This is a genomic window from Halobacterium sp. DL1 (assembly GCA_000230955.3).
Taxonomy (GTDB): Archaea; Halobacteriota; Halobacteria; order Halobacteriales; family Halobacteriaceae; genus Halobacterium.
In genome coordinates this window covers 783,482-804,761 of sequence record CP007060.1, presented here as the reverse complement: position 1 = coordinate 804,761, position 21,280 = coordinate 783,482, and the positions used below count along the sequence as shown (strand labels likewise).

Sequence of the window (21,280 nt, the reverse complement as noted above, 5' to 3'; positions counted from 1 at the left end):
GTGTCGCCCGCGTGGCTTCAATCCTCCGCGTCCGCCGCGGCGGCCGCCGCGACCTCGTCGGGGTCGAGGGGCGCGTCCTCCCAGGCCGGCAGGCGGGTATCCGGACCGGGCGCGTCGATGGCCCCGGCGTACGTCTCGGTCTGTTGTCGCTCGTCCGCGGCGTCGTAGTCCAGGTCGTTGAACGCGGCGTCGGCGCCGTAGGCCCGCACGAACCGTTCGGCGTGGTCCAGGTAGCGCTCGGGCAGCGTGTCGTACTCGACGTCCACGCCGGCGTCCTCGAGCGCGCGGAACAGCGCGCTCCCGACGCCCTCGCTCATCTCTGAGAGTCCGGTCGGTCCGGAGACAGCGCGGTGGTCGTGCTCGTAGCGCCCGAGGTCCACCTGCGCAGCGCCCTCGGTCCCCGCGAGGCGGAACGCCTCACCGAGCGTCCCGACCTCGAGACCCCACTTGCGCTGCACGCGGAGCCCGCGGGCGACGTCGCCGGTCATCGCGCACTCCCCGGCGAGCGCGTAGCGGAACGCGCCGAGGAACGACAGCACCTCGTGGTCGTGGGCGTCGTCCAGGGCGGCCACGAGTGGCTCGTAGAACAGGCGGAACAGCCGGCCGTACAGCCGGTCGTTCTCCACGCGGGCGTAGTAGCCCTTCGAGAACTCGAAGCCCGCCGAGAGCGGGAACAGGAGTTTGCGGACGTCGCGGGCCTCGTACGTCGTCGTGTCTGCGTCGTGGACGACCACGTAGTCGTTGTCGGCGGCGACGCCGAGCGCCAGCCAGACGTCCCGGCCCTTCCCGCGCGCGCCGTCGAGGTCCGCCTCCGCGAGCAGCGATTCGACGCGCGGGCCGTCACACCAGAGCACGGTGAGGTCGACGTCGAATCCGTCGAGCCACGCCCGGAACTCGGGGACGCGCTCGGCGGGCGCGCGCAGCGGCACCACGACCTCCGCGGGGTCGACGGTCTCCAGCTCCGAGAAGACGCGCTCGGGGGCGAGACCGGCGTACTCCCGGTCCGTCATCGGCACCACCACGGCGGCGCGGTCCGTCGGCGCGGCCGGGTTGGCACCCCCGTAGTCGTGGAGCGTCGCCACGCGCTCCTGCGTGTAGTCCATACACCGTCTGTGGACGCGCGTCCCAACTAGCTTGCGCCAGCGGGCAGGCGGTCGGCCCGGTAGAGGACGACCAGGCCGACGAGGAGCACGCCGACACCGAGGGCGCCGACGCGGAAGACGAGGTCGTAGCCGTACTCCATCCCGAGCAGCGTGCCGACGACGACGCTCCCGAACGCCTGCGCGACCATCATCGCCCCGCTGTAGCCGGCGTACGCGCTGGCGCGGTCGGCGTCCGGGAGGCTGTCGAGCAGGAACGTGTCGATGGCCGGGAAGAGGCTGTGGATGGCGTAGCCGAGCACGAACGAGACGAGCGCCACGCCGACCACGCTCTCGACGACGGTCATCGCCAGCAGGGAGAGGACGAAGCCGCCGAGCACCGTCAGCATCAGTGGGACGTGGCGGAAGCGGTCGGCGAGGCGGCCGGTGTACCAGAACGCGGGGACACCGGCCGCGAACACGACGGTGAGCAGCGTCTGGGCCGTCCCCGCGGAGACGTCCTTCGTGCTAGTGAGGTACTTGATGTAGAAGTTGAAGAAGCCGTTCCAGACGAAGCCGGCGGTGCCGACGACGACGACGCCGAGCAGGACGATGCGGTACTGGCGGCGGATGGCGCCGAGCAGGTTGCGGTCGGCGTTCCCGGCCTCCGGCAGGTCAGCGCGCCCCGCGAAGACGTAGATGACGGCGGTGACGACGAGGGCGGCCGCGGAGAGCAGCCAGAACGGCGCGCGCCAGTCGTAGCGCGCGAGCAACAGCCCCACGAGCACGGGCGCGACGACGGCCGCTAGCTGCGAGGCGGTGCCGTGGACGCCGACGACGCGGCCGACGCGCTGGGGGAACAGTTCGCTGATGAGGGGGTTCGCCGCGACGAAGTACGCCCCCGAGGCGAGGCCGACGAGCAGCGCGCCGAGCATCACGAACTCGATGGTGGGCGCGAACGTCATCCCCAGCGAGGAGACGGCGAGCAGGAGGCCCGTCCCGAGGACGACCCGGTGGCGCTCGACGCGCGTCAGCAGGTAGCCCGTCGGCAGGCGCGGGAGCGCGCTGCCGAGCCACGCCAGCGTCGCGACGAGGCCGACGGCCGCTTCGCTCGCCATGAACTCCGACTCGAGGGGTGCGACGAGCGGCGCGAAGACGACGCGCCCGAAGTTCACGAGGAACACGAGCGCGAGCAGCGACCCGAACAGGCGGACGCGCCCCGCGTCGCTCCCGGCTGACGGAGTGGACACGGCCGGAGTTGACGGGCCGACGCCTCAACAGTTGTGGTTCCGGAGCGGGCCGTATCCCGGGTGTTAGCCGGCGTTTACTGAAGGTACTGTGTGGGCAACGATGTGCCATGAGTTCGGTGACCAAGGCGCTACGCTCCGGTGCGGTGCGGAAGGACACGTACGAGCGACTGGTGTGTGAGGACTGCAACAGGCAGTTGACCACCCGTGACCGGGGCGGCGTCGGCTGGCGGCGGGCCTGCCCCGACTGCGGTCGCGAGTGGAAACAGCTCCGCTGAGCTACTCGAAGACGGCGTCGAAGGCGTCCGCACCCAGCGGTTCGACGGCGCCAGCGGCGACGTTCTCGCGGACGTGGTCCGGGTTCGTCGTGCCCGCGAGCGCCGACGTGACGCCTGGCGCGCTCCGCGCGAAGTTGAGGCCGCGCTGGGCAGCCGTCTCTCCCGAGAGCTTCGCGTCGACGGCGTCGGGGATCCCCTGAACCACCTCGCCCTGCGCGAGACTCGCGGACGTGAACACGTTGAGCCCCGCCTCGTGGGCGAACCACAGCACGCTCTGGTCACCCTCCGGCCCCGACTGCGCATCGCAGGTGAACGCGTCGGCCATGTAGACGTTGAACGGCACCTGCACCGCGCGGAGATGCGTCGCCGTGTTCCCGACCGACTTCGCCGCCCCTCGCGCCCGGGAGATGAGTTCGCCGAGGTCGAGGTAGCGCTCGTGGTCGCGGGGCACGCGGAACGCGTCCCACGTCGCCACGCCGTAGTGCCGGATGTCCCCCGCGGCCGCCCGCTCCTCCAGGCGCTCGAAGGTGGCCTCTAGCTGGTCGTACAGTTCGTCGGCGGACCGCTCGTCGAGTTGCGTCTCGGGGTTGTGGACGTAGTAGAGGTCGATGGTGTCGACGTCGAGGTTGCGCAGCGACCGGTCGACCTGGTCCTCGATGTAGCCGGGCGCGACGGCGTGGCTGCCGTGGGCGAGGTCCTCGCGGTCGACGATGCCCGTGTCGACGTACTCCGAACGAACGTACTCCCCCGGGTTCTCGGGTCGCTCACCGTCGAAGGGGACGAAGCCGCCCTTCGTGGAGACGAAGACTGCCTCTCGGTCCACGTCGGCGTCCGCGAGCGCCCGGCCGACGACGCGCTCGCTGCGCTGGTGGCGGTAGTTGATGGCAGTGTCCACGACGTTACAGCCGGACTCGACAGCCGCCCGCACCGTCTCCCCCATCGCCTCGTCCACCGCGTCGGTCGGGTCGCCGAGGTAGGTTCCGAGGCCGACGCTGGAGACCGCGCGGTCGCCGACGCGGCGGAAGTACGTCCGCGCCATCCCCTCGCCGAACCGCTCCTTGTACCGGAACGTCGCGTCTGCGGTGGCCATACCTCACGTTGCCCCGCCGCTCACTTGTACTCCCCGCGACGGAACGACTCGATGGCGGGCCGGTAGCCCTCCCGGTACGTCGGGTAGGAGAAGCCGTAGCCCAGCTCGCGGAGTCGATCGTTCGAGCAGCGCTTGCTCGTGCGCAGGCGGCGCTCGGCTGGCGTCGAGAGGTCGCCCTCGTCCAGGCGCTCCTCGACGGTCTGTTTGTCGGGCCGGGAGACGCCGCACTCGTCGGCGAGCCAGTCCGCGAACGCCCACTTCGACACCGGTTCGTCGTCCACCGCGAGCAGCACGTCCTCGTCCGCGTCGGTGAGCGCGAAGCGGACGACCCCGGCGGCGTCCGTGCGGTGGACCATGTTCAGGTAGCCCTCGGTCACCGGCCCGTCGAGGTAGCGCGTCAGCCGGTAGCGGTCCGGACCGTACAACCCCGCGAACCGCACGACGGTCGGGTCCATCCCCGCCGCCGACCCCTCTTCGAGCGCGACCCGCTCGGCCTCCGCGAGCACCGTCGTCTTCTCTGTCGTCGGGTCTAGGGCCGTCTCCTCATCCACCCAGTCGCCGCCGTGGTCGCCGTAGACGCCCGTGCTGGACGTGTAGACGAACTGGTCGGGCGGGTTCTCCCGAGAGCCGAACTGTTCGACCGCGGTCCGCAGTCCGTCCACGTACACCTCGCGCGCCGCGTCGGCCCCGCGGCCGCCGGAGCTCGCCGCGAAGACGACGGCGTCGACGTCCGGAATCGTGGCCAGGGAGTCGGCGTCGGTGACGTCCGCGCGGACCGCCTCGAAGCCCGCCTCCAGGATGGCGTCGATGCCGTCTGGGGAGCGCCGGACGCCGACCGTGTCGTGGCCCCCCACCGTCAGCTGCCGGCAGAGTTCGAGGCCCACGTAGCCACAGCCGAGTACGGCGACGTCCATCAGTACGGGTTCTCGCTGGCGATGTGGCGGTAGATGCGGGCGTACTCCGCGAGCGTCATCGGCTGTCGCCCCTCGATCTTCTGCTGTATCTCCTTCGGGTCGAGGTCGCCGTCGAGGCCGGCCGCGAGCGCGTCCACGTCCATCACGGCGGAGCTCATCTGGAGCATCACGTGGTCCCGGACCTCGAGGAGGATGTCCTCGGCGGCCGGCCAGTCGTCGCTCGTTCCGAGGATTCCCGCCGCCTCCTCGAGGGTGAACGTCAGCGACTCCCCCGCGACCAGCGCGTCGAGTCGCTCGGTCGAGACGCCGGACTGCTCGGCGACGGCGTCGACGCCGCCCGACTCGACGACGTCCCGGAGTGTCGACAGGTAGTCCGCACGCAGTTCTTCGGGGGTCACCGCGTCCGGATCGGCGATGTCGTCGGTTAGCACGCCCCCACGTAGGCACCCAGCCTTCAAGGAGGCTACGACTCACCAGCCGGCCGACTGCTCGTCGGCGTCACCGCCCACGTCGCCGACGCCGCGAGGCCCGGCGGGCACGACCACGCCGACCGTCGCCTCGACCTCGAAGGCGAGGCGCTCGTTCCGGCCGACGCGGTCCGGTCGGCCGTCCCCGTTCACGTCGAACGCGACCGGTTCAGACTCGCGAACGTACGCGGTCCCGTTGCCCGGGCCGGTCGGTGACCCGCCCGCGGCGTGCACGGCGAACCGGGCCCACTCCCCCCGAATCGAGACGGACCACGCGTTCGCCGTCGCGTACCAGAACCCGGGGACGGGCGCCAGCGGCAGGCCGGCCGGCACCGCCCCGACGTCGGCGGCGCCGAGGCGCCTGGCCACGCGCTCGGCCGTCGCGGCGCCGGCCTCCGAGAGTGCGTTCTCGGCGACGAGGCGGCCGACGTGGCGCGTCGACTGGACGGCGTCCGACACCAGACCCGACTCGACGCGGACCGCGCCTCGCTGAGCGATTTTCGGAGCTTCCGACCGGAGAAGGGCCGCCAATCGGTCGCGCTTGACGCCGTCGGCGTCGGCGATCCGGGCGGCTTCGGTGGCGACGGCCCGGGCCGCCGAGCCGTTGGCTATCGCTCTCGCCCGGGTGTCGAGGCTCCCCCAGCGGGCGAGCGCCGACCGCGTCGCACGGCGTCGCTCCGCCTCGGTGAACGCGAGGTTCGACGCCGCGAGCACGCCACGATATGCGAGAGCGGCTGAGGACACGCCCTCCTCGACGGCGGACTGCAGGGCGTCGCGTCGCTGTCGGAGCGTCCGGTTGCTGGCGGAGGCGAGCGTCCGGTTGGCGGAGTGGAGCGCCTGCCCCGCGGTGCCGAGTCGCGCCGTCTCCGGGGGGTCCGGTAGCGCCCGGGAGAGCACCGCCTGGGCCGCGTCGCCGTGGGGGACGGTGAACCAGTTGACGTTCCGGGCGGCGAGCGGGTGGAAGGCGTGCTCGACGTCGGGCGCCATCGCCGGCGTGACTTCGGCGAGCGTCAGGTACGTCGGCGCGCCGTCTACGGCGGCGACGGGGCCGGCGTCGGCGTCGGTAGCCCGGGCGTCTGGTGGCGATTCGAGGCCGCGGTCGCCGAGTTGTTCGCCCACGTCGGAGAGTGCACCGTCTGCGCGGCGCTCCATGAGGCGAGCGTCGACCCGCGCGAGATACGCCTCGCTGGCTGCGGCGACTGCGCGGTCGGACAGCGAGTCGTAGGAAGGCGCTGCGTCGTTGAGGCCGACGACCCGCGAGCGGAGGGAGTCTACCGGGACGCGACCGTTCGCCAGCGCGTGAGTCGACACGTTCTCCGTCACGTTACGGGCGCGCTCTCGGAGGCGTGCCACTGCCCCGTACGCTCGCTCCCGGACCGAGCGAGGAACGCGCGGGTGGACGTGGCGCTCCTGCGTGTGGATGTCCTCGTCGATGGCGCGGCGGGCGAGCGACTCGACGCTCGTGTCCGCAAGCAGGACGTCCGTCGCACACGCCGCGATGCGGTCGTGAACGCGTTCGCTGACGCCGCTTGCCGAGGCGTCGAGGATGGATTCCGCGCGCTCGGAGTATGGCGTACGTGGTGGCGGCGTCACCTCGTACTCAAGCACGACGGTGACGCGGTACGTCTCGCGCCGCGTCTCGACGACAGTTTGCTCGTCGTTCCCGTCGACGTAGCGACGGGTCGTTCGCTCGGTGACGACGACGCGGCGGCCGTGCGTCGAGATGGTGCGGCCACTCGTCGCCCGCCCATCGCCACCCTCGACCCTCCCGGCCACGCGAGTGTGTGACTCCCGGTTTGTGGCGTCGAGCGTCCAGTTCTCGGGCACGCTGCCGGACTGCGTGGTGGTCGTGTCGAGTCGCGTGACGTCGACGGACCGTCGTACGGTCGTGGTGTACGCGTCCCGGAGCGTGCCAGCGAGCGTCTGTGGGGACTCGCCGTCGACGAACGAGACGAACGCCCGGTCAGCGGTGACGTTCACGCCGACGGGGACGACCTGTCCTGCCGCTCTGGCGGCGTCGGTCGCAGTGGAGAGACCGACCTTCACCGGCCCCTCAGGCGCTCCCGACCGAGTGAGAACGCCCGTAGCGCGGTCAGTCGCGTCCGTTTCCACGGCCGCGACCACGTCACGGAGGCCGACTCGACTCCGCGCCCGACGGTAGGCCTCGTCTCCCGCGTGGTCGCTCCGGCCGAGCGCGGTGTCCTGGAGCGAGAGCAGCGCGCGGTTCGTCGCGAGTTCGACGTGCCGGTTCGCGAGCACGTTCGAGACCGGGAGACCGGCGTACTGGAGCGGGCCGCGGAGCCAGACGACGCGGTGGAGCAGGTCGGTGACGCGGCGGTCGAGGCCCGGACCGTCGAAGGCGTCCCGGTCGAGCATCGTCTCGAAGCGTTGGACGCGGTCGTGGAGCGCGAGGACGGAGCTGTGGACCGAGGTGGAGACGTTCGTTCGCGACCGGGAGACGACGTCACCGTCCCGCCGGAGCACGACGCCGACACCGGTGACCGTCACGCGGACGACCGATTCGTTCACGCGTTCGACGGCCACGGCGTCGATGGCGCGCTCGGCGTCCCCCGTCGTCTGGACGCGTGGGAGAGAGACCGACGCGGTGACGTCGCCAGCGGTCGCGTCGACGGTCCGCAGGGCGCGCTCGGTTCGGGCGTACACCCTGAGTGAGAGCGACTCACGGAACGCATTCTCGGGGTCGATAGCGGCCCCGTACCGTGTGCCAGCAGTGACGACGACGGGGTCGCGTGCGGCCGCCGAGAGCGCGGTCCGGGTCGCGCTAGCGAGCGCGACGTCCGCTCCAGTCTCGACCCGGTCGGCGGCCCGGTCGCCGCGAGTGCGGTCGGGCGCCGGGTCGTGGGCGGCGAGCGCGGCCGCGGCGGTGGCGCTGGTGACCAGCAGCACGACACCGACCAGCGCGAACGGGACGCGAGCGCGCTCGTCGTCCGCGAAGTTCATCGCGACCACGTCCGGACGGTGACCGTCGCAGTCGTGTTCCGCAGGTCGACCTCGTGCGTGACGGCCGCGACGGACGCACTCACTGGCGGCCTGGGGCCGACCCGGACGGTCGAGTCGCCGGCCCGTGCGAAGAGCTCCACGTTCCCGTCCGTCCGCACGAGGACGTAGTGGACGGCGCCCTCGACCGCGTCGACGAACGCCGGGTCGGTCCCACGGTCGGCGGCGACCGCGGCCTGCCCGACGAGCGTCGAGACGCGCCCGGAGACTGACCGCCGGTCCTCGGGCGGGCCGTACGTCGCGGTCGCCGTACTGGCGAGAACGGTGCGCGCGGCCGCATCGGGGTCTGGTGGCCGACGGTCGCCGCCGGGAATTGTCACCAGTGCGACGACGGCCGCGCTCACGAGCAGGAGCGCGAGCGAGACGTCGAGCACCGTGCTGATGGCGCGACTCACGACCACACCTCCACGTCGAGGCGACCCGGGTTGACCTCTCCCGGTGTGATCCGGACGGGAACGCGTCTGCTCGCCGTCGCGGCGTCCGGTGGCGGGTCACTCGCGCCCGCGGTCCACGACTGGTCGCCTACCGTCACGGTGACAGTGGCCTCGTAGCCCGGCGGCGCGACGACCCTGAGGGCCCTCGGAGTGACGACGACCGACCCCGAGTCGGTGGCTGCGTCGACCGTCTCCGACAGCACCGCGTCGGCGGGTGGACCGCTGCCGCCGACGGGAGCGACGCCCGCGCGGACCGACGCGTACGCGCCGACCGCGAGACAGAGCACGGCGACCGCGACGAGCGCGGGCAGTGGCTCGACCTGGGCCCTACGCGCCGACGAGCGTGACATCGACACCACCCCAGTTGACGCGACGGACGGTCAGTCGGTCGACACCGCGGCGCCACTGCGCGTCCCGCGTGGACGCTGCAGCGGCGGCGTTGGCGAACGCGAACTGACTCTCGAAGACCTCGTCGGGAGGCGTGCCGCGCAGGACGCGCCACAGCGGCGTGTCGGCGTGTACGGGGACGACCGGACCGTAGGCGAACGACGCGTGGGAAGTCCCGCCCGGCCCACTGACTGCGAGTTCTTGGCTCTCGATTCGAATCTGAGGGACGTCGACGGCTCTGGTCTCGACGCCGGGCGTGTCGGCCGCCGCGACGGTGTCGACGGTGTCGGCCAGCGGTGCTTCGCGCGGCGAGGGCGCGGGACTCGTGGCAAACACGACGCCGAGCAGGGCAGTGCTGGCGAGCGAGAGCGCGACCAGTAGCGGCGGCACGTCGGCGGGTACATCGAGCATGGCACGGGATGGTCTCGTTCTCCCGTTTAAAGCTAGAGGACGCGAGTCGCGGCCATCGCCGTCACCGGGTAGACGGCGGCCGCGGCCGCGAGCGAAACGCCAGCGTGGTAGCCGACGAGCGCCCGGTCGAGGCCGCGGTCCAGGCCGACCGCGAGCGCGGGGAGGACGGCGGCGAGCCACAGCACGTAGCAGCCGACGGCGAGCGCCAGGGCCGCCTGTGGAAGTGCGGACGCTCCGTCGAGGCCGCTCACACGGCCGGCGAGCGCGACTGTCACGCCGGCGACGAGCGGCGCGTACACGAGCGCGGTGTGCCGGAGCGTGCGCGTCGTCGCGGCGAACTGGCGCCGGACGTCCCGGTCCAGCGACGCGAGGTCGTCGAACAGTCCGGCGACGTCGACGAGAACGCGACCGCCGGCCGGACCGGCGTCGGCCGCGTGGACGAGAAGCGCGACGGCGGCGTGCGAGCGTTCGCTGGGAACGCGAGTGAGTGGACCGTGTTCACCGAGGAACGCCGCTTCGACGCCGACGCGGAGTCGTCGCATCCGGCGCGCCGCGGCGACGAACACATCGCCCGTCGGTCCAGCGAGCGTGTCTCCGACAGCGGTGACGGCCGCCTCGACCGATTCCCCTCTCCGAATCCGGTGGCCGAGCACAGAGAGCGCGTCAGCGAGACCGTCCTCCAGGCCCCGGGCGTCCTCGCGCACCTCGCAGGCGGGCCGGAACCAGTAGACGAGCGCGCCGCCGAGCGGCCAACCCACCAGGAGAACGGGGAGCGACCAGGGCGGCAGGAACCGGGCGGCCACGACGGCCGCAGCTACGCCGACGGCCGCCGCAACTGCGGCATTCCGAGTTCGACCAGCCAACGCGGGATGATTAGCGGGGACCGTCGCGGGCGGAAACGCGACCGGGCGGCGGGCGAGGACCCAGCTGACGGCGGCCAGGACGGCGACCGGGAGGACGACGCCGTAGACGAGCGCGAAGGCGCCGACCGTCAACGGGAGTCCGGCGCTCGCGGCGGCCGGCACGACGCCGACGAGCGCGAGGGGCAAAACGACGCCGAACGCGTACACCGCCGTGGTTGGTCCGTGGACGGCGTCGGCGTACTCGCTCGTGCGCTCGCGAGTGCCGGAGACGACGACGGCGATCGCCCGGTCGAGGAGCCGTTCTCTGTCACCAGCGGGTGCCTCGACGGCGGCGTCTGCGAGCGCGGCCGCGCGCCGCAGGGACGGTAGGTGGTCGGCCCACGTGGACGCGAACGAGTCGAACCCCGCCGCAGGCCTGCCGCGCGCCTCTCGGACGTGGGCAGCGAGACTGTCCGCGAGTCGCCCCGAGCCCTCTGACGCGGCGAACCGCGTGGCCCGTTCGAGCGCGGGTTCGAGACGGATTGACAGGACCACGAGACAGACGACGTCGGGCGCGGCGCCGAGCGTTCGCGAACGGCGAGCCACCGCTCGCAGGTGCGGGCCGTACACCAGCGCGACGGCGACGGCGACCCCGATAACGGCGACGGTAGCACCGACGTAGGGGGCGATGGTACCCGCCACGAACGCGAGGGCGACTGCCACGGCACCGACCGTTGCAGCGCGTCGCTCATTGTGGGGAACTGTCACGAGTCTGGCGCCGCGACGGCACGACTGGAGAGCGCCTCGCGCACATCGGCGTACGTCTCGCCGGGGTCGGCCAGCGACGCGACGACGGCGCTGTTCCCCCGGGCGATGCGCCCCGTCGGTTCGGGGCCCTTCCCGTCGTCCTCGTAGAGCGCGGGAGCGCCGTCCTCGGTCACCTCCTCGACCCGCGTCACGCGACGACCAGACGCGGTCTCGGCGACGGTCACCACGAGGTCCGTGGCGGCGAACGAGGAGTGGGCGACGCCGAGGTCAGAGACGACGCGCTCGCGGACCGCCCCAGCGCCGTCGCCGTGAATCGTCCCGAGGACTGCGGCGTCACTCGACCCGACTCGCATCGCCTCGTAGAGCACGCGGGCCTCCTCGCCGCGAACCTCGCCAACTGCGATGGCGCCGTCGCCGAGTCGGAGCGCGGTGCGGAGCGCGTCGGTCATCGAGACGTCGGCGCCCGCGCTGTCCTCGCTGGCGTACAGCGCCTGCACGTCCCGACCGTCAGCCCGGAGCGCGCGAACCGGGAGTTCGGGCGTGTCCTCGATGGTGACCACGCGGACGGCGGGCGCGAGCGACCAGAGGGTCGCGCCGAGCAGCGTCGTCTTCCCGGCGCCCCGCGCACCGGCGAACAGCACTGACGCGCCGCGCGAGACCGCTTCGTCGAGGAAGCCGGCGAGCCGCGGGGTGAGCGTGTCGTTGGCGACCAGGTTTGGAAGACGGAACGGGTCGGCGTCGTGGGCGCGGAACGCGAACCCGGTGCCGTCGCTCACCGGGTCCGTGACACCCGCGACGCGGACGCTGCCCGCCGTCCCAAGTCCCTCGACGGCGGTGTCGAGTGTCGGGTTCGCCCGCGAGAACGGTCGTCCGCTCTCGGCACGGAGGCGGGAGGCGAGACGCGCCACACCCGACGGCGTGAAGTGGACGTTCGTCCGTGCCGTCTCGTCGTCAATGGTGACCCGCAGCGAACCGTCGACGACCGGCGCGCTCGCGTAGACGTCACTCACCCGCGGGTCGCCGAAGCAGTCCTCGAGGACGCCGAATCCCCGCGTGTGCTTGTTGAGCGCGTCGGCGAGTGGTTCGCGGTGTTCGCCCACGACTGCCCGGACCGCGCGCCCCGGAGCGTCTTCGCCGTCCGGAACCGAGCCGTCCGCGAGTTTCCGTCGAGCGTCGGCGAGGAGTCGCCAGTCGTCCGGGTCGAGTTCGTACTCCGATGGAACGAGGTGGTAGACGGGGAGCCCGTCGGGGACGTCGTACTCGCGGACAGTCGCTCCAGTTTCGAGCGCGCGGGTGTCGCGGAGACGGCCGTCGGGTGGGGGCGTCAGTTCGATGCGAGCGTCGGCGAGCGCGGGCCCCACTCTGGGCCGAAGCGAGTCGTACGCCGGGAGGTCCCCCGCGACGGCGGCGAACCCCGTCTCGGCGGCCACGTCGGCGACGGGGCCGGCGCGACCGCTGGCCTCCGCGGCCGCGGCGAGCGGGTCTGTTGTCGCGCGGGTGGCCAGCCGTTCCTCCCGGTCCGCGACGCGAGCGGCGAAGCGACCGGCGGCGGTGAACAGTGCGGCCGCGCGTTCGTCGTACGCCCGCTGGAACCCCGCGGCGTCGACGACGATACGCCGCGGGTCGAACCGGCGAGCAGCGGTGGCGGCCGTGGCGCGGCAGGCCGGTTCCTCGGTGAGGGCGCCGCCGCCGTCGCAGTCGGTGGCGTCCACGCGAAGCACGCCGTCCTCGTGGTCGACCGCACAACCACAGGCTGACTCCTCAGCCGACCCGAAGCGTTCGAAGAGCGCACGCATGGGGCGGGTTGGTTCCGCCTCCTCGGATAAACCCTCGCGTCGCCACCACCACGGGGCCCTCCGGGCCGCGGACGTACGCGAGCGTGGTGGGACCGCGAAGTTCCGAATCGTCGCCACACACCGCGACCCGGATCGGAAGCGAGTGCCGGTGTTCGGGGCCGGCGCCGAGGCTGGTCACGAGCCGTGGCGGGTCGGTTCTGAGTTCGAAGGTCGTCCCCTCCGGTAGGTCGAGTTCGAGCGTCCGGCGCGGTGCGCTCGCTATCGACGCCACCGGGTCGTTCCTGCGGTAGAGCGCCGTCACCGCATCCACGACACGGTCCGCGCTCGCGTCGACGGTCGCAGCGTCCCGAGTCCTCGTGGCGTGCTCGACTGCGGGGACTGCGGCCGCGAGCAGCGCCAGCGAGACGACCGCGGCGAGCGCCACCCGGACAATCACAACGAGTCCCGGACCCGGTCGAGCAGGGACTCCTCGGGAGAGGGTTCAGGAGGTTCGTCCGACGGTTGGGTGTCGGTTCCCGAGTGATTCCGGGACTCCGAATCCGCAGTCGTCTGCCGGGCAGTCGGCTGCCGAGCGTGGCTGTGCTGACCGCCGTCGAGTCGTTCGACCGCTGCGCGTGCGGCGTCGGCGCGGCGCTCGACTCGATCGTTGACGTGTTCCAGTTCGCCGACGTAGCCGTGCAGCGACTGGACGGTGGCGTCGAGTGCGTCCACGCGCTCTGCGAGCGTGTCGAGGCGGGCCTCGACGTCGTCGAGACGGCGGTGGACCGCGGCCGCGTCCGACAGTTCGGCGACGCCGACGTCGTCGTCCGTGAGCGCGCGTTCGACCGCCTGCAGTCGGGCTTCGAGTTCCTCCTCGGACATGGCCCAGGGTGGTCCCGTTCTGGTACTTAGTCCTCCGGGCGCAACGTTGATGCAGGAGGGCTGTGAGGCGTATCGTATGAAAGCCGCCCTGATTGGCGTCGGTCAAGCCGGCGGGAAGGTCGCGGAGGCCCTCCTGGCGGAAGACCGGCGAGCGGGCTACGAATCGATACGTTCAGCGTTCGCCATCAACACGGCCGAGACGGACCTCGAGGGGCTCGACATCGACACGATGCTGATCGGTCAGGACCGGGTGAAGGGCCACGGCGTCGGCGCCGACAACGAGCTCGGCGCGGAGGTCATGCAGAGCGACATCCGCGAGGTAATGGGTGGCCTCGACGGCGTCGTCGACCCACGAACCGAGGCCATCTTCGTCATCGCTGGCCTCGGCGGCGGCACCGGGTCTGGCGGGGCGCCCGTCCTCGTCAAAGAGCTCAAACGCATCTACGACGTCCCCGTCTACGCGCTCGGCATCCTCCCCGGGCGCGACGAGGGCGGTATCTACCAGGCCAACGCGGGCCGCTCGCTGAAGACGCTCGTGCGCGAGGCCGACTCGACGCTGCTCGTCGACAACGACGCCTGGCGCAAGACCGGGCAGAGCGTCACCGAAGCGTACGACGCCATCAACGAGCGCATCGCGCGCCGCATCGGCATCCTGCTCGCCGCCGGCGAGGGCATCGAGGGCGTCGGTGAGAGCGTCGTCGACTCCAGCGAGGTCATCAACACCCTCAAATCGGGGGACATGTCCGCGCTCGGGTTCGCCACTGCCGAGGCAGCACCGGATGCCGGCGAGAACATCAACGTCGTCACCTCCACCACGCGGAAAGCCCTCCTCTCCGGCATGAGCGTCCCCGAGACGACCGAAGCAGGCGCGGCGCTCGTCATCGCCGCCGGCGAGAGCGACCGCGTCCCCCGGAAGGGCGTGGAGAAGGCGCGCTCGTGGGTCGAGGACGAGACCAGAAGCATGCAGGTCCGCGGCGGCGACTTCCCTATCGACTCCGACAACATCGCCGTGCTCGTGCTCCTCTCTGGCATCGCCCGCTCCGAGCGCATCCAGCAGTTCATGGAGCGCGCGAAGGCCGCCAGCGAGGAGGTCGACCGGGAGCACGTCACGGAGAACTTCCAGAACGAGGAACTGGACGGCCTCTTCTAAGGTACCTTTTTACTTCGTCGGGTGCGCTCGCTTCGCTCGCCCACCACTCCTCGCAAAAAGCTACGCTAAAAACGACCTGCGCTCGCTCCGCTCGCGCAGTGAATCGCCTCGCTACGCTCGGCGAATGCTGCACGAAGTCGCAGAATAGCGCTCGTCAGCCCGTCGTCAGTCGTCGGCCTGCACGAGACTCGCACCGTCGAACTCGCGGGCGTCGTACTGCACGTCGAGCAGGTCAAGGAGGGTCGGCGCGATGTCGTAGAGGTCCGTCCCCTCGGGCACCTCGACGTCCGGGTTGTCGGCGACGAGCGTGGCGTTCTCGAAGGAGTGCATCCCCGTGCGCGGGCCGACGCTGAACACGTCGTCGCTGCCCTTGAAGCCCGCCTTCAGGTCGAAGCCGTGGTTCGGGATGGCGACGAGGTCCGGCGCGATCTCGTCGTGGGCGCCCTCGAAGGCGTCCTCGCCCTCGACGACGCGGTCGACGACCTTCTCGCCGTCGGGCCCTTCGAGCGATTCGAGTTTCTCCTTCAGTTCCGCGCGGACCGACTCGTAGTCGTCTTCGGAGACGCTCCCGCGGGGTTCGCGGTCCTCGAGGTTGATGTAGAAGCGACCTGGGATGAACGAGTACGCCTTCGTGTCGTCGTCGATGTCGTCGAGGCTGTCGTGGTCGTCGTCCTCGAAGGAGAGCCACCCCTCCTCCTCCAGCCAGGAGTTCAGGTGGACCTCGTAGTCCTCGCTGGTGAACCCGTGGTCGGAGGCGACGACGAGGGTGACGTCCTCGGGGAGCGCGTCGCGGAGTTCGCCGATGTAGCGGTCGACCTTCTCGTAGAACTCGAGGAACTCCTCGTGGTACTCGCCGTCCCGTTCGTAGTCGTCGAAGAGGAAGTGGTTGACGCGGTCGGTCGTCATGAACACGCCGAAGAAGAGGTCCCAGTCGTCTTCCTCCGCGTAGTGCAGGAACGCCTCCTGGCGCGCGTCGATGGTCTCGTGGGCGTTCTCGAGGAACTCGGTCTTGTCCTCGTCGTGGCCGAGTTTCGCGTTCGTGTCGATGCGGTAGTCGATGGACTCCAGGTAGGTCGCGACGTCCTCGGGGTGGGCGGCCTTCTCGATGTCCGGTGAGAGGAACCCGGAGACCATGCGCTGGATGTTGCGCTGGGGCGGGAACGTCACAGGCACGTTCAGGACGGTGGCGTCCCGACCGGCGTCGGTGACGCGGTCCCAGAGCCGGGTCGCCTGCACGTCCCGACCCATCGGCACGTACGTCTCGTAGCTCCCGACTTCGCGGTCCTGGAAGCCGTAGACGCCCGTCTCTCCGGGGTTGACGCCGGTCGTCAGCGACGGCCAGCACGCGCTGGATTCGGGGGGCACGATGCTGTCGATGGCGCCACCGGACCCCTCGTCGAGCACGTCGTGGAGGTTCGGGAACGTCTCGGGTTCGTCGCGGACGAGGCTGTACGGGACGCCGTCGATACCGACGAAGGCGACTCGCGCGTCGTCACTGCCGCGGAGTCGGTCGAACAGACCCATACCTCCCGAGTCGCCGTTGTCGCACTAAAGCGTTGGTCTTGGCGGCCAGATAGGTCGGTACCCGGTCAGGCCTGCTCGAAGGAGGCGAACAGCGCCTTCCGGGTGCTCGCGTCGATGAGTTCGTCGAGGGTCGGCTGCTGGTCCGCGCTCACACGGCTGAACAGGCCCAGCGGGACGCGGGCAGTCGCGGCGTCGGCGTCGCCGCCGAGTGCTTCAGTCTGGTCGAACGCCGTGGAGAGCACGTCGAGCGAGCTGGTCCGGACGTCCTCTGCGCGGCAGGCGGTCACGACCGTGTCCTCGTGGACGCCGAACGCCGCCGCGGAGGAGACGCCGTCGAGGCGGAGCAGGGTGTCCGCGGCCTCCTCGAGGGAACTGACCGCGGGGACGCTGCCGACGTTCGTGACGGCGAAACTCGCTCGGCGCTCGCGGTTGGCGATGGCCTCGCCGATGACGTCGAACGTCTCCCCGCTCATGCCGGGCGCGCGGAGCGCGTCGATGGTCCCCTGGTCGGCGAACTCCTGAAGGAAGCTCGCGGCCTGGAAGTCCTCGCGGGACCGGACGCGCCGGAACTCCCGGGTGCCGGCGCGGATGCCGTAGAGGAGCGCAGTGGCGACATCTTGCTCGGGCGTGCGGTCGGCGCGTTCGATGAACCGCGCGACGATGGTGGAGGTGGCGCCGGCGTCGTTGCCGGCGATGACGAGCGGGTGGTCGACGGCCGCCGGGCGGTGGCGCACGACGGCCACGACGGGCGGGCGGTTGGCGAAGGAGGGAACGGTGCCGCCCCCACCCACCGCGACCGCACCGTCGTAGTCGTCGAGGGGGTCGTCGGCGACGTCGAGACTGAGGTTGAAGAGGTTGCAGAACGCCTTGGCGTCGTCGCTGGTGACTCGCCCCTCGGCGAAGACGCGCGCGGAGACACCCCACTCCTTGCAGAGTTCGCGGAGGCCGATGGCGGCGGCGAGCGCGTCCACGCTCGGGTTCTCGGGAACGACGAGCGCGACGGACTCGAGCCCGGCGATGGTGTCACGGAGCTGTTCGAAGTCCTCGCTGCGGGCGTCCGCGCGACGGCGGCGGAGGACGGAGCTGACGGCGTACACCCCCGCACCCCCGACGATCAGCGTGATGGCGACGAACGCGATGGTTGGGAGCGGGGCCGAGCCGACCTCGGAGAGCATGTGCCCGAGAGTCACTGCGGATGGTTAAGAACCTTGTCCCGTGCGAGGAAGTGAGCACAGCGAACTTCCTCGGAATCCGCGAACGGCGACCGAAGAGAGCCGTGAGCCGCGAGGACGACCGAAGGGAGTCCTCGAAACTGGCGATCGGGGAGTGGAACGACCCGCGAGCCGCGAGACGCTGAGCGCTGCGAAGTGTCTCGGGAAGAGTGAGCGGTGAACGGACTGAACCGCGAACTGCGTGGCTACGCAGAGTCACGGAACTGCCGAGTAACGAGTGGCGACTGGGAGACTACCGAGAGGACCGCTGAGCGGGTTCGTCCTCGTCGTCGGTGTCGAAGTTCGTCGGCACGACGGTGACGTGGTGCATCCCGAACTCGGCGCGGCTGGTGTCGGAGCGGTTGGCAGCCATCACACTCCTAGGTAGGGTCGACACCCGGAAGTAATTACCCATGCGCATAACACATGGGGTCGACCCGGAGCATTCGCCGCGGTAATCGGGCGGTCGCGCTCCGGGTTACTCGAAGTGCTCGGAGTAGAGGTCCTGGGCGTGCTCGATGGCGTCCTTGGCGGCCGCCGCGTCCTCGAAGCCCTGGGTCTCGACCTCCTTGCCCGCTTCGAGGTTCTTGTACGTCTCGAAGAACTCCTCGATCTCGTCGAGGGTCTGCTGTGGGATGTCCGCGAGGTCGTTGACGTGGTCGTAGCGGGGGTCCTCGTCGGGCACCGCGATGACCTTGTCGTCCTGCTCGCCGTCGTCGTCCATCTTCATCAGCGCGACCGGACGGGCCTCGATGATGCAGCCGGGGAACGTCTGGTCCTCGACGAGCACGAGCACGTCGAAGGGGTCCTCGTCGTCGTAGTAGGACTGCGGGATGAACCCGTAGTCCGAGGGGTAGTGGACGTTGCTGTGGAGGACGCGGTCCAGCACCACGCCGGGGACGTCCTTGTCGTACTCGTACTTGTTGCGCTCGCCTTTCAGGCACTCGACGACGGCGTAGATGACGTCGGGTGCGTCGGGGCCCGTCTCGAGGTCTTCCCAGAGGTTCGTCATAGTGTTCGTAGGTGCACCCTGGGCCGAAAAAGAGCTTTCGTATTGCGGTCCGAACCGAAGAATCGGCTGTGTATTGAGAAGTGTTTAAATAGATGGGTGACATTTGCGTTGGTATGTCAGAGGCACAACCCGCCACGCGCACAGACGTGCGGGACCTGACTGCGTTCCAGAAAAACATCCTGACCGTTCTCGCCGAGGAAGCCCGCTACGGGCTCGCTATCAAGCGGGAACTGGAGGAGTACTACGGGCAGGAAGTCAACCACGGGCGACTCTACCCGAACCTCGACGACCTCGTCAACAAGGGGCTCGTCGAGAAGTCGGAACTCGACAAGCGCACCAACGAGTACGCACTCACGGACGACGGCTTCGAGGCAGTCGTCGACGACCTGGAGTGGGCGCTCTCGAAGTTCCTCGTCGACGAGGAGCGCAAGGAGCGCGTCAGCGACATCGTCGAGACCAACTGAGGCACACCGCGGCACGGTTTTCTTCGAGTGCGACGCTCCTCAGCGACCGCCATCCTCGGCAACGTCGATGACGTACGACAGCGACTGCTCGACGGCCTCGCGCTGTTCTTCGGTCGGCCACGCGTTCCGCGGGAAGAACTCCGCGAGGAACTCCGCGCGCTCGCGCTCGGAGGCGGTGTCCATCGGTCGCGCGTAGTGGTTGTTCATGAACGTCGCGAACGCAGCCGCGTTCTCGCCGTGGACCTCGCCGTGTTCCACGCGAACCAGCCCGACGAGTTCCGCGTTGCGCTCGGCGGCGGCCTCGTAGTCGCCCTGTTCGCCCGGCCCGGCGAGGGACACCTCCGCCGCACGGTCCGTGTCCTCGACGTCTGCGATCTTCACCTGTCCGTCGTCGTCGAGCCAGTCGACCGGGTAGCAGACGAGCGTGTGGTCGTCGTCGCGGACGCGCGCGGCGAACCCGTGCTCGTCGAGCAGGTCGTCCCGGCGTTCACGGTAGGCCGCCGCGGCGTCGTCGTCGACCGCGTTCCGGGTCAGTCGGGTGAGCCGCTCGGCTTCGGTCACGACGTCGTCGGGGAGGTCAGTCATTGTCGAGGGCCTCGTTGGCTAGTTCGTCCGCGCGGTCGTTTACCTCCCGCGGCACGTGGGTCAGCGACCAGTCGTCGAAGCGCTCGAGTAGCTCCCGGACCGCGACGCGTTTCTCCCGGAGATCCGGGTCGTTGGTGTCCCACGCGCCCTTCACCTGCTTGACGATGAGCTGTGAGTCACCCCGGACCTCCACCTCGTCGAAGCCGAACTGGTCGGCAGCCTGGAGGCCCGCGAGCAGCGCCTCGTACTCGGCCTGGTTGTTGGTGGCGCGCCCGATGGTCTCCCCGTCCTCGGCGACGATGCCGTCCCCGGAGACGAGCACCCAGCCGACCGCGGACGGGCCCGGGTTGCCGCGGCACGCGCCGTCGAAGTAGACGTGGACGCGGCCGCCGCGTTCGGGTTCGACGACGGCGGTGATGTCGGTCGGGCTCTTCCCCTGGACGACGAGTTTGTCCTCGTAGGCGACGGCGTGGGCCTCCCCGAGGTCGGCGTGCCACTGCTCGTACTCGGAGTTCCCCTCGCTGAACGACGCGCCCGCGTCGGCGAGTCGTGCGCGCGCGTCCTCGACGTCGCATTCCACAACCGGCATTGATTCGACGTCACCTCGCGCCCCGTATATGGGTTACTATTCGGTATTCGGCGATATAAACCGTCTAAGCCCCGAATTCGACGTATAATCGCTCTCTAACTCGCATTCTGTCGTTCGAGTTCCGGACCAATACGGGCAACGGATTTAAATGTTTGCGCACCGCTAATATAAAAGTGCGATGACACGGTCCACTCGCCAGCGGGAGCGAGAAACAGCGACAGAGCAGGAGGAGTCTGAGGAGGGGGTACGGGAGTGCCCGGAGTGCAGCTCTGACAACCTCGTGAAGAGTTCGGACCGCGCGGAACTGGTCTGCGAAGACTGCGGCCTCGTCGTCGAGGAGGAGCAGATCGACCCCGGTCCAGAGTGGCGAGCGTTCAACCACCAGGAACGACAGGAGAAGTCCCGGGTCGGCGCCCCGACCACCCAGACGATGCACGACAAGGGTCTCACGACCACCATCGACTGGAAGGACAAGGACGCCTACGGCCGGTCCATCTCCTCGAAGAAGCGGTCGCAGATGCACCGCCTGCGGAAGTGGCAGGAGCGCATCCGCACGAAGGACGCCGGCGAGCGCAACCTGCAGTTCGCGCTCTCCGAGATCGACCGGATGGCCTCGGCGCTCGGCGTGCCGCGGTCCGTCCGCGAGGTCGCGTCCGTCATCTACCGACGCGCACTGAAAGAAGACCTCATCCGCGGGCGCTCCATCGAGGGCGTCGCCACCAGCGCGCTGTACGCAGCGTGCCGCAAGGAGGGCATCCCGCGGAGCCTCGAGGAGATCTCCGAGGTGTCGCGGGTCGAGCGCAAGGAGATCGGTCGCACCTACCGCTACATCTCCCAGGAGCTCGGGCTCGAGATGAAGCCCGTCGACCCCAAGAAGTACGTGCCGCGGTTCTGCTCGGAACTCGAACTCTCCGAAGAAGTGCAGTCGAAAGCCAACGAGATCATCGAGACTACTGCCGAGAAGGGGCTGCTCTCCGGAAAGTCCCCGACCGGCTACGCGGCGGCAGCGATCTACGCCGCGTCCCTGCTCTGCAACGAGAAGAAGACCCAGCGCGAGGTAGCGGACGTCGCGCAGGTGACCGAAGTCACCATCCGGAACCGGTACCAGGAGCAGATCGAGGCGATGGGCATCCAAGGCTAGGTCTCGCCTCCA

General features: G+C 70.2%; 23 protein-coding genes. 4 read left to right on the top strand and 19 right to left on the bottom strand.

Annotated elements, in window-relative coordinates; translation table 11 throughout:
• Positions 1 to 17: 17 nt before the first annotated feature.
• A complete protein-coding gene (locus HALDL1_05575; GenBank protein AHG03116.1) occupies positions 18 to 1,103 on the bottom strand; it encodes a glycosyl transferase family 2 in 1,086 nt (361 codons plus the stop codon).
• 26 nt (positions 1,104 to 1,129) lie between these two features.
• Positions 1,130 to 2,329, bottom strand: coding sequence for an MFS transporter (locus tag HALDL1_05570; GenBank protein ID AHG03115.1), 1,200 nt, complete (start codon positions 2,327 to 2,329; stop codon positions 1,130 to 1,132).
• A 107-nt stretch (positions 2,330 to 2,436) separates the two neighbouring features.
• Between HALDL1_05570 and HALDL1_05565 the strand changes: the two genes are divergently transcribed.
• Positions 2,437 to 2,604, top strand: coding sequence for a hypothetical protein (locus tag HALDL1_05565; GenBank protein ID AHG03114.1), 168 nt, complete (start codon positions 2,437 to 2,439; stop codon positions 2,602 to 2,604).
• A 1-nt stretch (position 2,605) separates the two neighbouring features.
• On the opposite strand, the gene HALDL1_05560 is transcribed toward HALDL1_05565, so the two are convergent.
• The 11 genes from HALDL1_05560 to HALDL1_05510 are packed head-to-tail and all read right to left on the bottom strand — an operon-like array spanning position 2,606 to position 13,592.
• Positions 2,606 to 3,694: an oxidoreductase gene (locus tag HALDL1_05560; GenBank protein AHG03113.1), complete on the bottom strand. Its 1,089-nt coding sequence runs from the start codon at positions 3,692 to 3,694 to the stop codon at positions 2,606 to 2,608.
• A gap of 20 nt (positions 3,695 to 3,714) precedes the next feature.
• Positions 3,715 to 4,608, bottom strand: a complete 894-nt coding sequence (locus tag HALDL1_05555) for a sugar epimerase/dehydratase (protein ID AHG03112.1) — start codon at positions 4,606 to 4,608, stop codon at positions 3,715 to 3,717.
• Entirely contained in the window at positions 4,608 to 5,039 is a 432-nt protein-coding gene (locus tag HALDL1_05550) for a hypothetical protein (protein AHG03111.1), read from the bottom strand. Before HALDL1_05550 ends, HALDL1_05555 begins: the two co-directional genes overlap by 1 nt.
• A 39-nt stretch (positions 5,040 to 5,078) precedes the next feature.
• Positions 5,079 to 8,045, bottom strand: a complete 2,967-nt coding sequence (locus HALDL1_05545) for a hypothetical protein (protein AHG05192.1) — start codon at positions 8,043 to 8,045, stop codon at positions 5,079 to 5,081.
• Positions 8,033 to 8,494 carry a hypothetical protein gene (locus HALDL1_05540; GenBank protein AHG05191.1) on the bottom strand — a complete coding sequence of 154 codons (462 nt, stop codon included), beginning with the start codon at positions 8,492 to 8,494 and terminating at the stop codon, positions 8,033 to 8,035. Before HALDL1_05540 ends, HALDL1_05545 begins: the two co-directional genes overlap by 13 nt.
• Positions 8,485 to 8,877, bottom strand: a complete 393-nt coding sequence (locus HALDL1_05535; protein ID AHG03110.1) for a hypothetical protein — start codon at positions 8,875 to 8,877, stop codon at positions 8,485 to 8,487. The genes HALDL1_05540 and HALDL1_05535 overlap by 10 nt, the downstream gene beginning before the upstream one ends.
• Positions 8,855 to 9,325 (bottom strand): hypothetical protein, encoded by a 471-nt coding sequence (locus HALDL1_05530; protein ID AHG03109.1) that lies wholly within the window; start codon positions 9,323 to 9,325, stop codon positions 8,855 to 8,857. Before HALDL1_05530 ends, HALDL1_05535 begins: the two co-directional genes overlap by 23 nt.
• Positions 9,326 to 9,357: 32 nt before the next feature.
• Positions 9,358 to 10,935 (bottom strand): type II secretion system transmembrane protein, encoded by a 1,578-nt coding sequence (locus HALDL1_05525; protein ID AHG03108.1) that lies wholly within the window; start codon positions 10,933 to 10,935, stop codon positions 9,358 to 9,360.
• Positions 10,932 to 12,731 (bottom strand): type II/IV secretion system ATPase, encoded by a 1,800-nt coding sequence (locus HALDL1_05520; protein ID AHG03107.1) that lies wholly within the window; start codon positions 12,729 to 12,731, stop codon positions 10,932 to 10,934. Before HALDL1_05520 ends, HALDL1_05525 begins: the two co-directional genes overlap by 4 nt.
• Positions 12,697 to 13,155: a hypothetical protein gene (locus HALDL1_05515; GenBank protein ID AHG05190.1), complete on the bottom strand. Its 459-nt coding sequence runs from the start codon at positions 13,153 to 13,155 to the stop codon at positions 12,697 to 12,699. The genes HALDL1_05520 and HALDL1_05515 overlap by 35 nt, the downstream gene beginning before the upstream one ends.
• Before the next feature lie 8 nt (positions 13,156 to 13,163).
• Positions 13,164 to 13,592 carry a hypothetical protein gene (locus HALDL1_05510; GenBank protein ID AHG03106.1) on the bottom strand — a complete coding sequence of 143 codons (429 nt, stop codon included), beginning with the start codon at positions 13,590 to 13,592 and terminating at the stop codon, positions 13,164 to 13,166.
• A gap of 76 nt (positions 13,593 to 13,668) precedes the next feature.
• On the opposite strand from HALDL1_05510, the gene HALDL1_05505 reads away from it, so the two are divergent.
• Positions 13,669 to 14,742, top strand: coding sequence for a cell division protein (locus HALDL1_05505; GenBank protein ID AHG03105.1), 1,074 nt, complete (start codon positions 13,669 to 13,671; stop codon positions 14,740 to 14,742).
• Between the two features lie 165 nt (positions 14,743 to 14,907).
• Here HALDL1_05505 and HALDL1_05500 read toward each other — a convergent pair whose 3' ends face one another.
• The 4 genes from HALDL1_05500 to HALDL1_05485 form a co-directional block, all read right to left on the bottom strand.
• The gene (locus HALDL1_05500; GenBank protein ID AHG03104.1) at positions 14,908 to 16,266 is read right to left on the bottom strand and encodes a nucleotide pyrophosphatase; all 1,359 of its coding nucleotides are present in this window, start codon (positions 16,264 to 16,266) and stop codon (positions 14,908 to 14,910) included.
• A gap of 65 nt (positions 16,267 to 16,331) precedes the next feature.
• Complete coding sequence (locus tag HALDL1_05495) at positions 16,332 to 17,441, bottom strand: hypothetical protein (protein ID AHG03103.1); 1,110 nt, start codon at positions 17,439 to 17,441, stop codon at positions 16,332 to 16,334.
• A gap of 289 nt (positions 17,442 to 17,730) precedes the next feature.
• Positions 17,731 to 17,850, bottom strand: a complete 120-nt coding sequence (locus HALDL1_05490; GenBank protein AHG05189.1) for a hypothetical protein — start codon at positions 17,848 to 17,850, stop codon at positions 17,731 to 17,733.
• Positions 17,851 to 17,955: 105 nt separating this feature from the next.
• Positions 17,956 to 18,489 carry an inorganic pyrophosphatase gene (locus HALDL1_05485; GenBank protein ID AHG03102.1) on the bottom strand — a complete coding sequence of 178 codons (534 nt, stop codon included), beginning with the start codon at positions 18,487 to 18,489 and terminating at the stop codon, positions 17,956 to 17,958.
• A gap of 113 nt (positions 18,490 to 18,602) precedes the next feature.
• Here HALDL1_05485 and HALDL1_05480 point away from each other — a divergent pair, with 113 nt between their 5' ends.
• Positions 18,603 to 18,953 (top strand): PadR family transcriptional regulator, encoded by a 351-nt coding sequence (locus tag HALDL1_05480; protein ID AHG03101.1) that lies wholly within the window; start codon positions 18,603 to 18,605, stop codon positions 18,951 to 18,953.
• Between the two features lie 39 nt (positions 18,954 to 18,992).
• Here HALDL1_05480 and HALDL1_05475 read toward each other — a convergent pair whose 3' ends face one another.
• Positions 18,993 to 19,538, bottom strand: a complete 546-nt coding sequence (locus HALDL1_05475; GenBank protein AHG03100.1) for a rnhA operon protein — start codon at positions 19,536 to 19,538, stop codon at positions 18,993 to 18,995.
• A complete protein-coding gene (locus HALDL1_05470; protein AHG03099.1) occupies positions 19,531 to 20,127 on the bottom strand; it encodes a ribonuclease H in 597 nt (198 codons plus the stop codon). The genes HALDL1_05475 and HALDL1_05470 overlap by 8 nt, the downstream gene beginning before the upstream one ends.
• A gap of 178 nt (positions 20,128 to 20,305) precedes the next feature.
• Between HALDL1_05470 and HALDL1_05465 the strand changes: the two genes are divergently transcribed.
• Positions 20,306 to 21,268 carry a transcription initiation factor IIB 2 gene (locus tag HALDL1_05465; protein AHG03098.1) on the top strand — a complete coding sequence of 321 codons (963 nt, stop codon included), beginning with the start codon at positions 20,306 to 20,308 and terminating at the stop codon, positions 21,266 to 21,268.
• Positions 21,269 to 21,280 lie beyond the last annotated feature (12 nt).

Bases quoted from the DNA above. Each gene is read 5' to 3' on its own strand.
- HALDL1_05575 (AHG03116.1), bottom strand. From the start codon at position 1,103: ATGGACTACACGCAGGAGCGCGTGGCGACGCTCCACGACTACGGGGGT.
- HALDL1_05565 (AHG03114.1), top strand. From the start codon at position 2,437: ATGAGTTCGGTGACCAAGGCGCTACGCTCCGGTGCGGTGCGGAAGGAC.
- HALDL1_05560 (AHG03113.1), bottom strand. From the start codon at position 3,694: ATGGCCACCGCAGACGCGACGTTCCGGTACAAGGAGCGGTTCGGCGAG.
- HALDL1_05555 (AHG03112.1), bottom strand. From the start codon at position 4,608: ATGGACGTCGCCGTACTCGGCTGTGGCTACGTGGGCCTCGAACTCTGC.
- HALDL1_05535 (AHG03110.1), bottom strand. From the start codon at position 8,877: ATGTCACGCTCGTCGGCGCGTAGGGCCCAGGTCGAGCCACTGCCCGCG.
- HALDL1_05530 (AHG03109.1), bottom strand. From the start codon at position 9,325: ATGCTCGATGTACCCGCCGACGTGCCGCCGCTACTGGTCGCGCTCTCG.
- HALDL1_05520 (AHG03107.1), bottom strand. From the start codon at position 12,731: ATGCGTGCGCTCTTCGAACGCTTCGGGTCGGCTGAGGAGTCAGCCTGT.
- HALDL1_05510 (AHG03106.1), bottom strand. From the start codon at position 13,592: ATGTCCGAGGAGGAACTCGAAGCCCGACTGCAGGCGGTCGAACGCGCG.
- HALDL1_05505 (AHG03105.1), top strand. From the start codon at position 13,669: ATGAAAGCCGCCCTGATTGGCGTCGGTCAAGCCGGCGGGAAGGTCGCG.
- HALDL1_05500 (AHG03104.1), bottom strand. From the start codon at position 16,266: ATGGGTCTGTTCGACCGACTCCGCGGCAGTGACGACGCGCGAGTCGCC.
- HALDL1_05495 (AHG03103.1), bottom strand. From the start codon at position 17,441: ATGCTCTCCGAGGTCGGCTCGGCCCCGCTCCCAACCATCGCGTTCGTC.
- HALDL1_05490 (AHG05189.1), bottom strand. From the start codon at position 17,850: ATGGCTGCCAACCGCTCCGACACCAGCCGCGCCGAGTTCGGGATGCAC.
- HALDL1_05485 (AHG03102.1), bottom strand. From the start codon at position 18,489: ATGACGAACCTCTGGGAAGACCTCGAGACGGGCCCCGACGCACCCGAC.
- HALDL1_05480 (AHG03101.1), top strand. From the start codon at position 18,603: ATGTCAGAGGCACAACCCGCCACGCGCACAGACGTGCGGGACCTGACT.
- HALDL1_05475 (AHG03100.1), bottom strand. From the start codon at position 19,538: ATGACTGACCTCCCCGACGACGTCGTGACCGAAGCCGAGCGGCTCACC.
- HALDL1_05470 (AHG03099.1), bottom strand. From the start codon at position 20,127: ATGCCGGTTGTGGAATGCGACGTCGAGGACGCGCGCGCACGACTCGCC.
- HALDL1_05465 (AHG03098.1), top strand. From the start codon at position 20,306: ATGACACGGTCCACTCGCCAGCGGGAGCGAGAAACAGCGACAGAGCAG.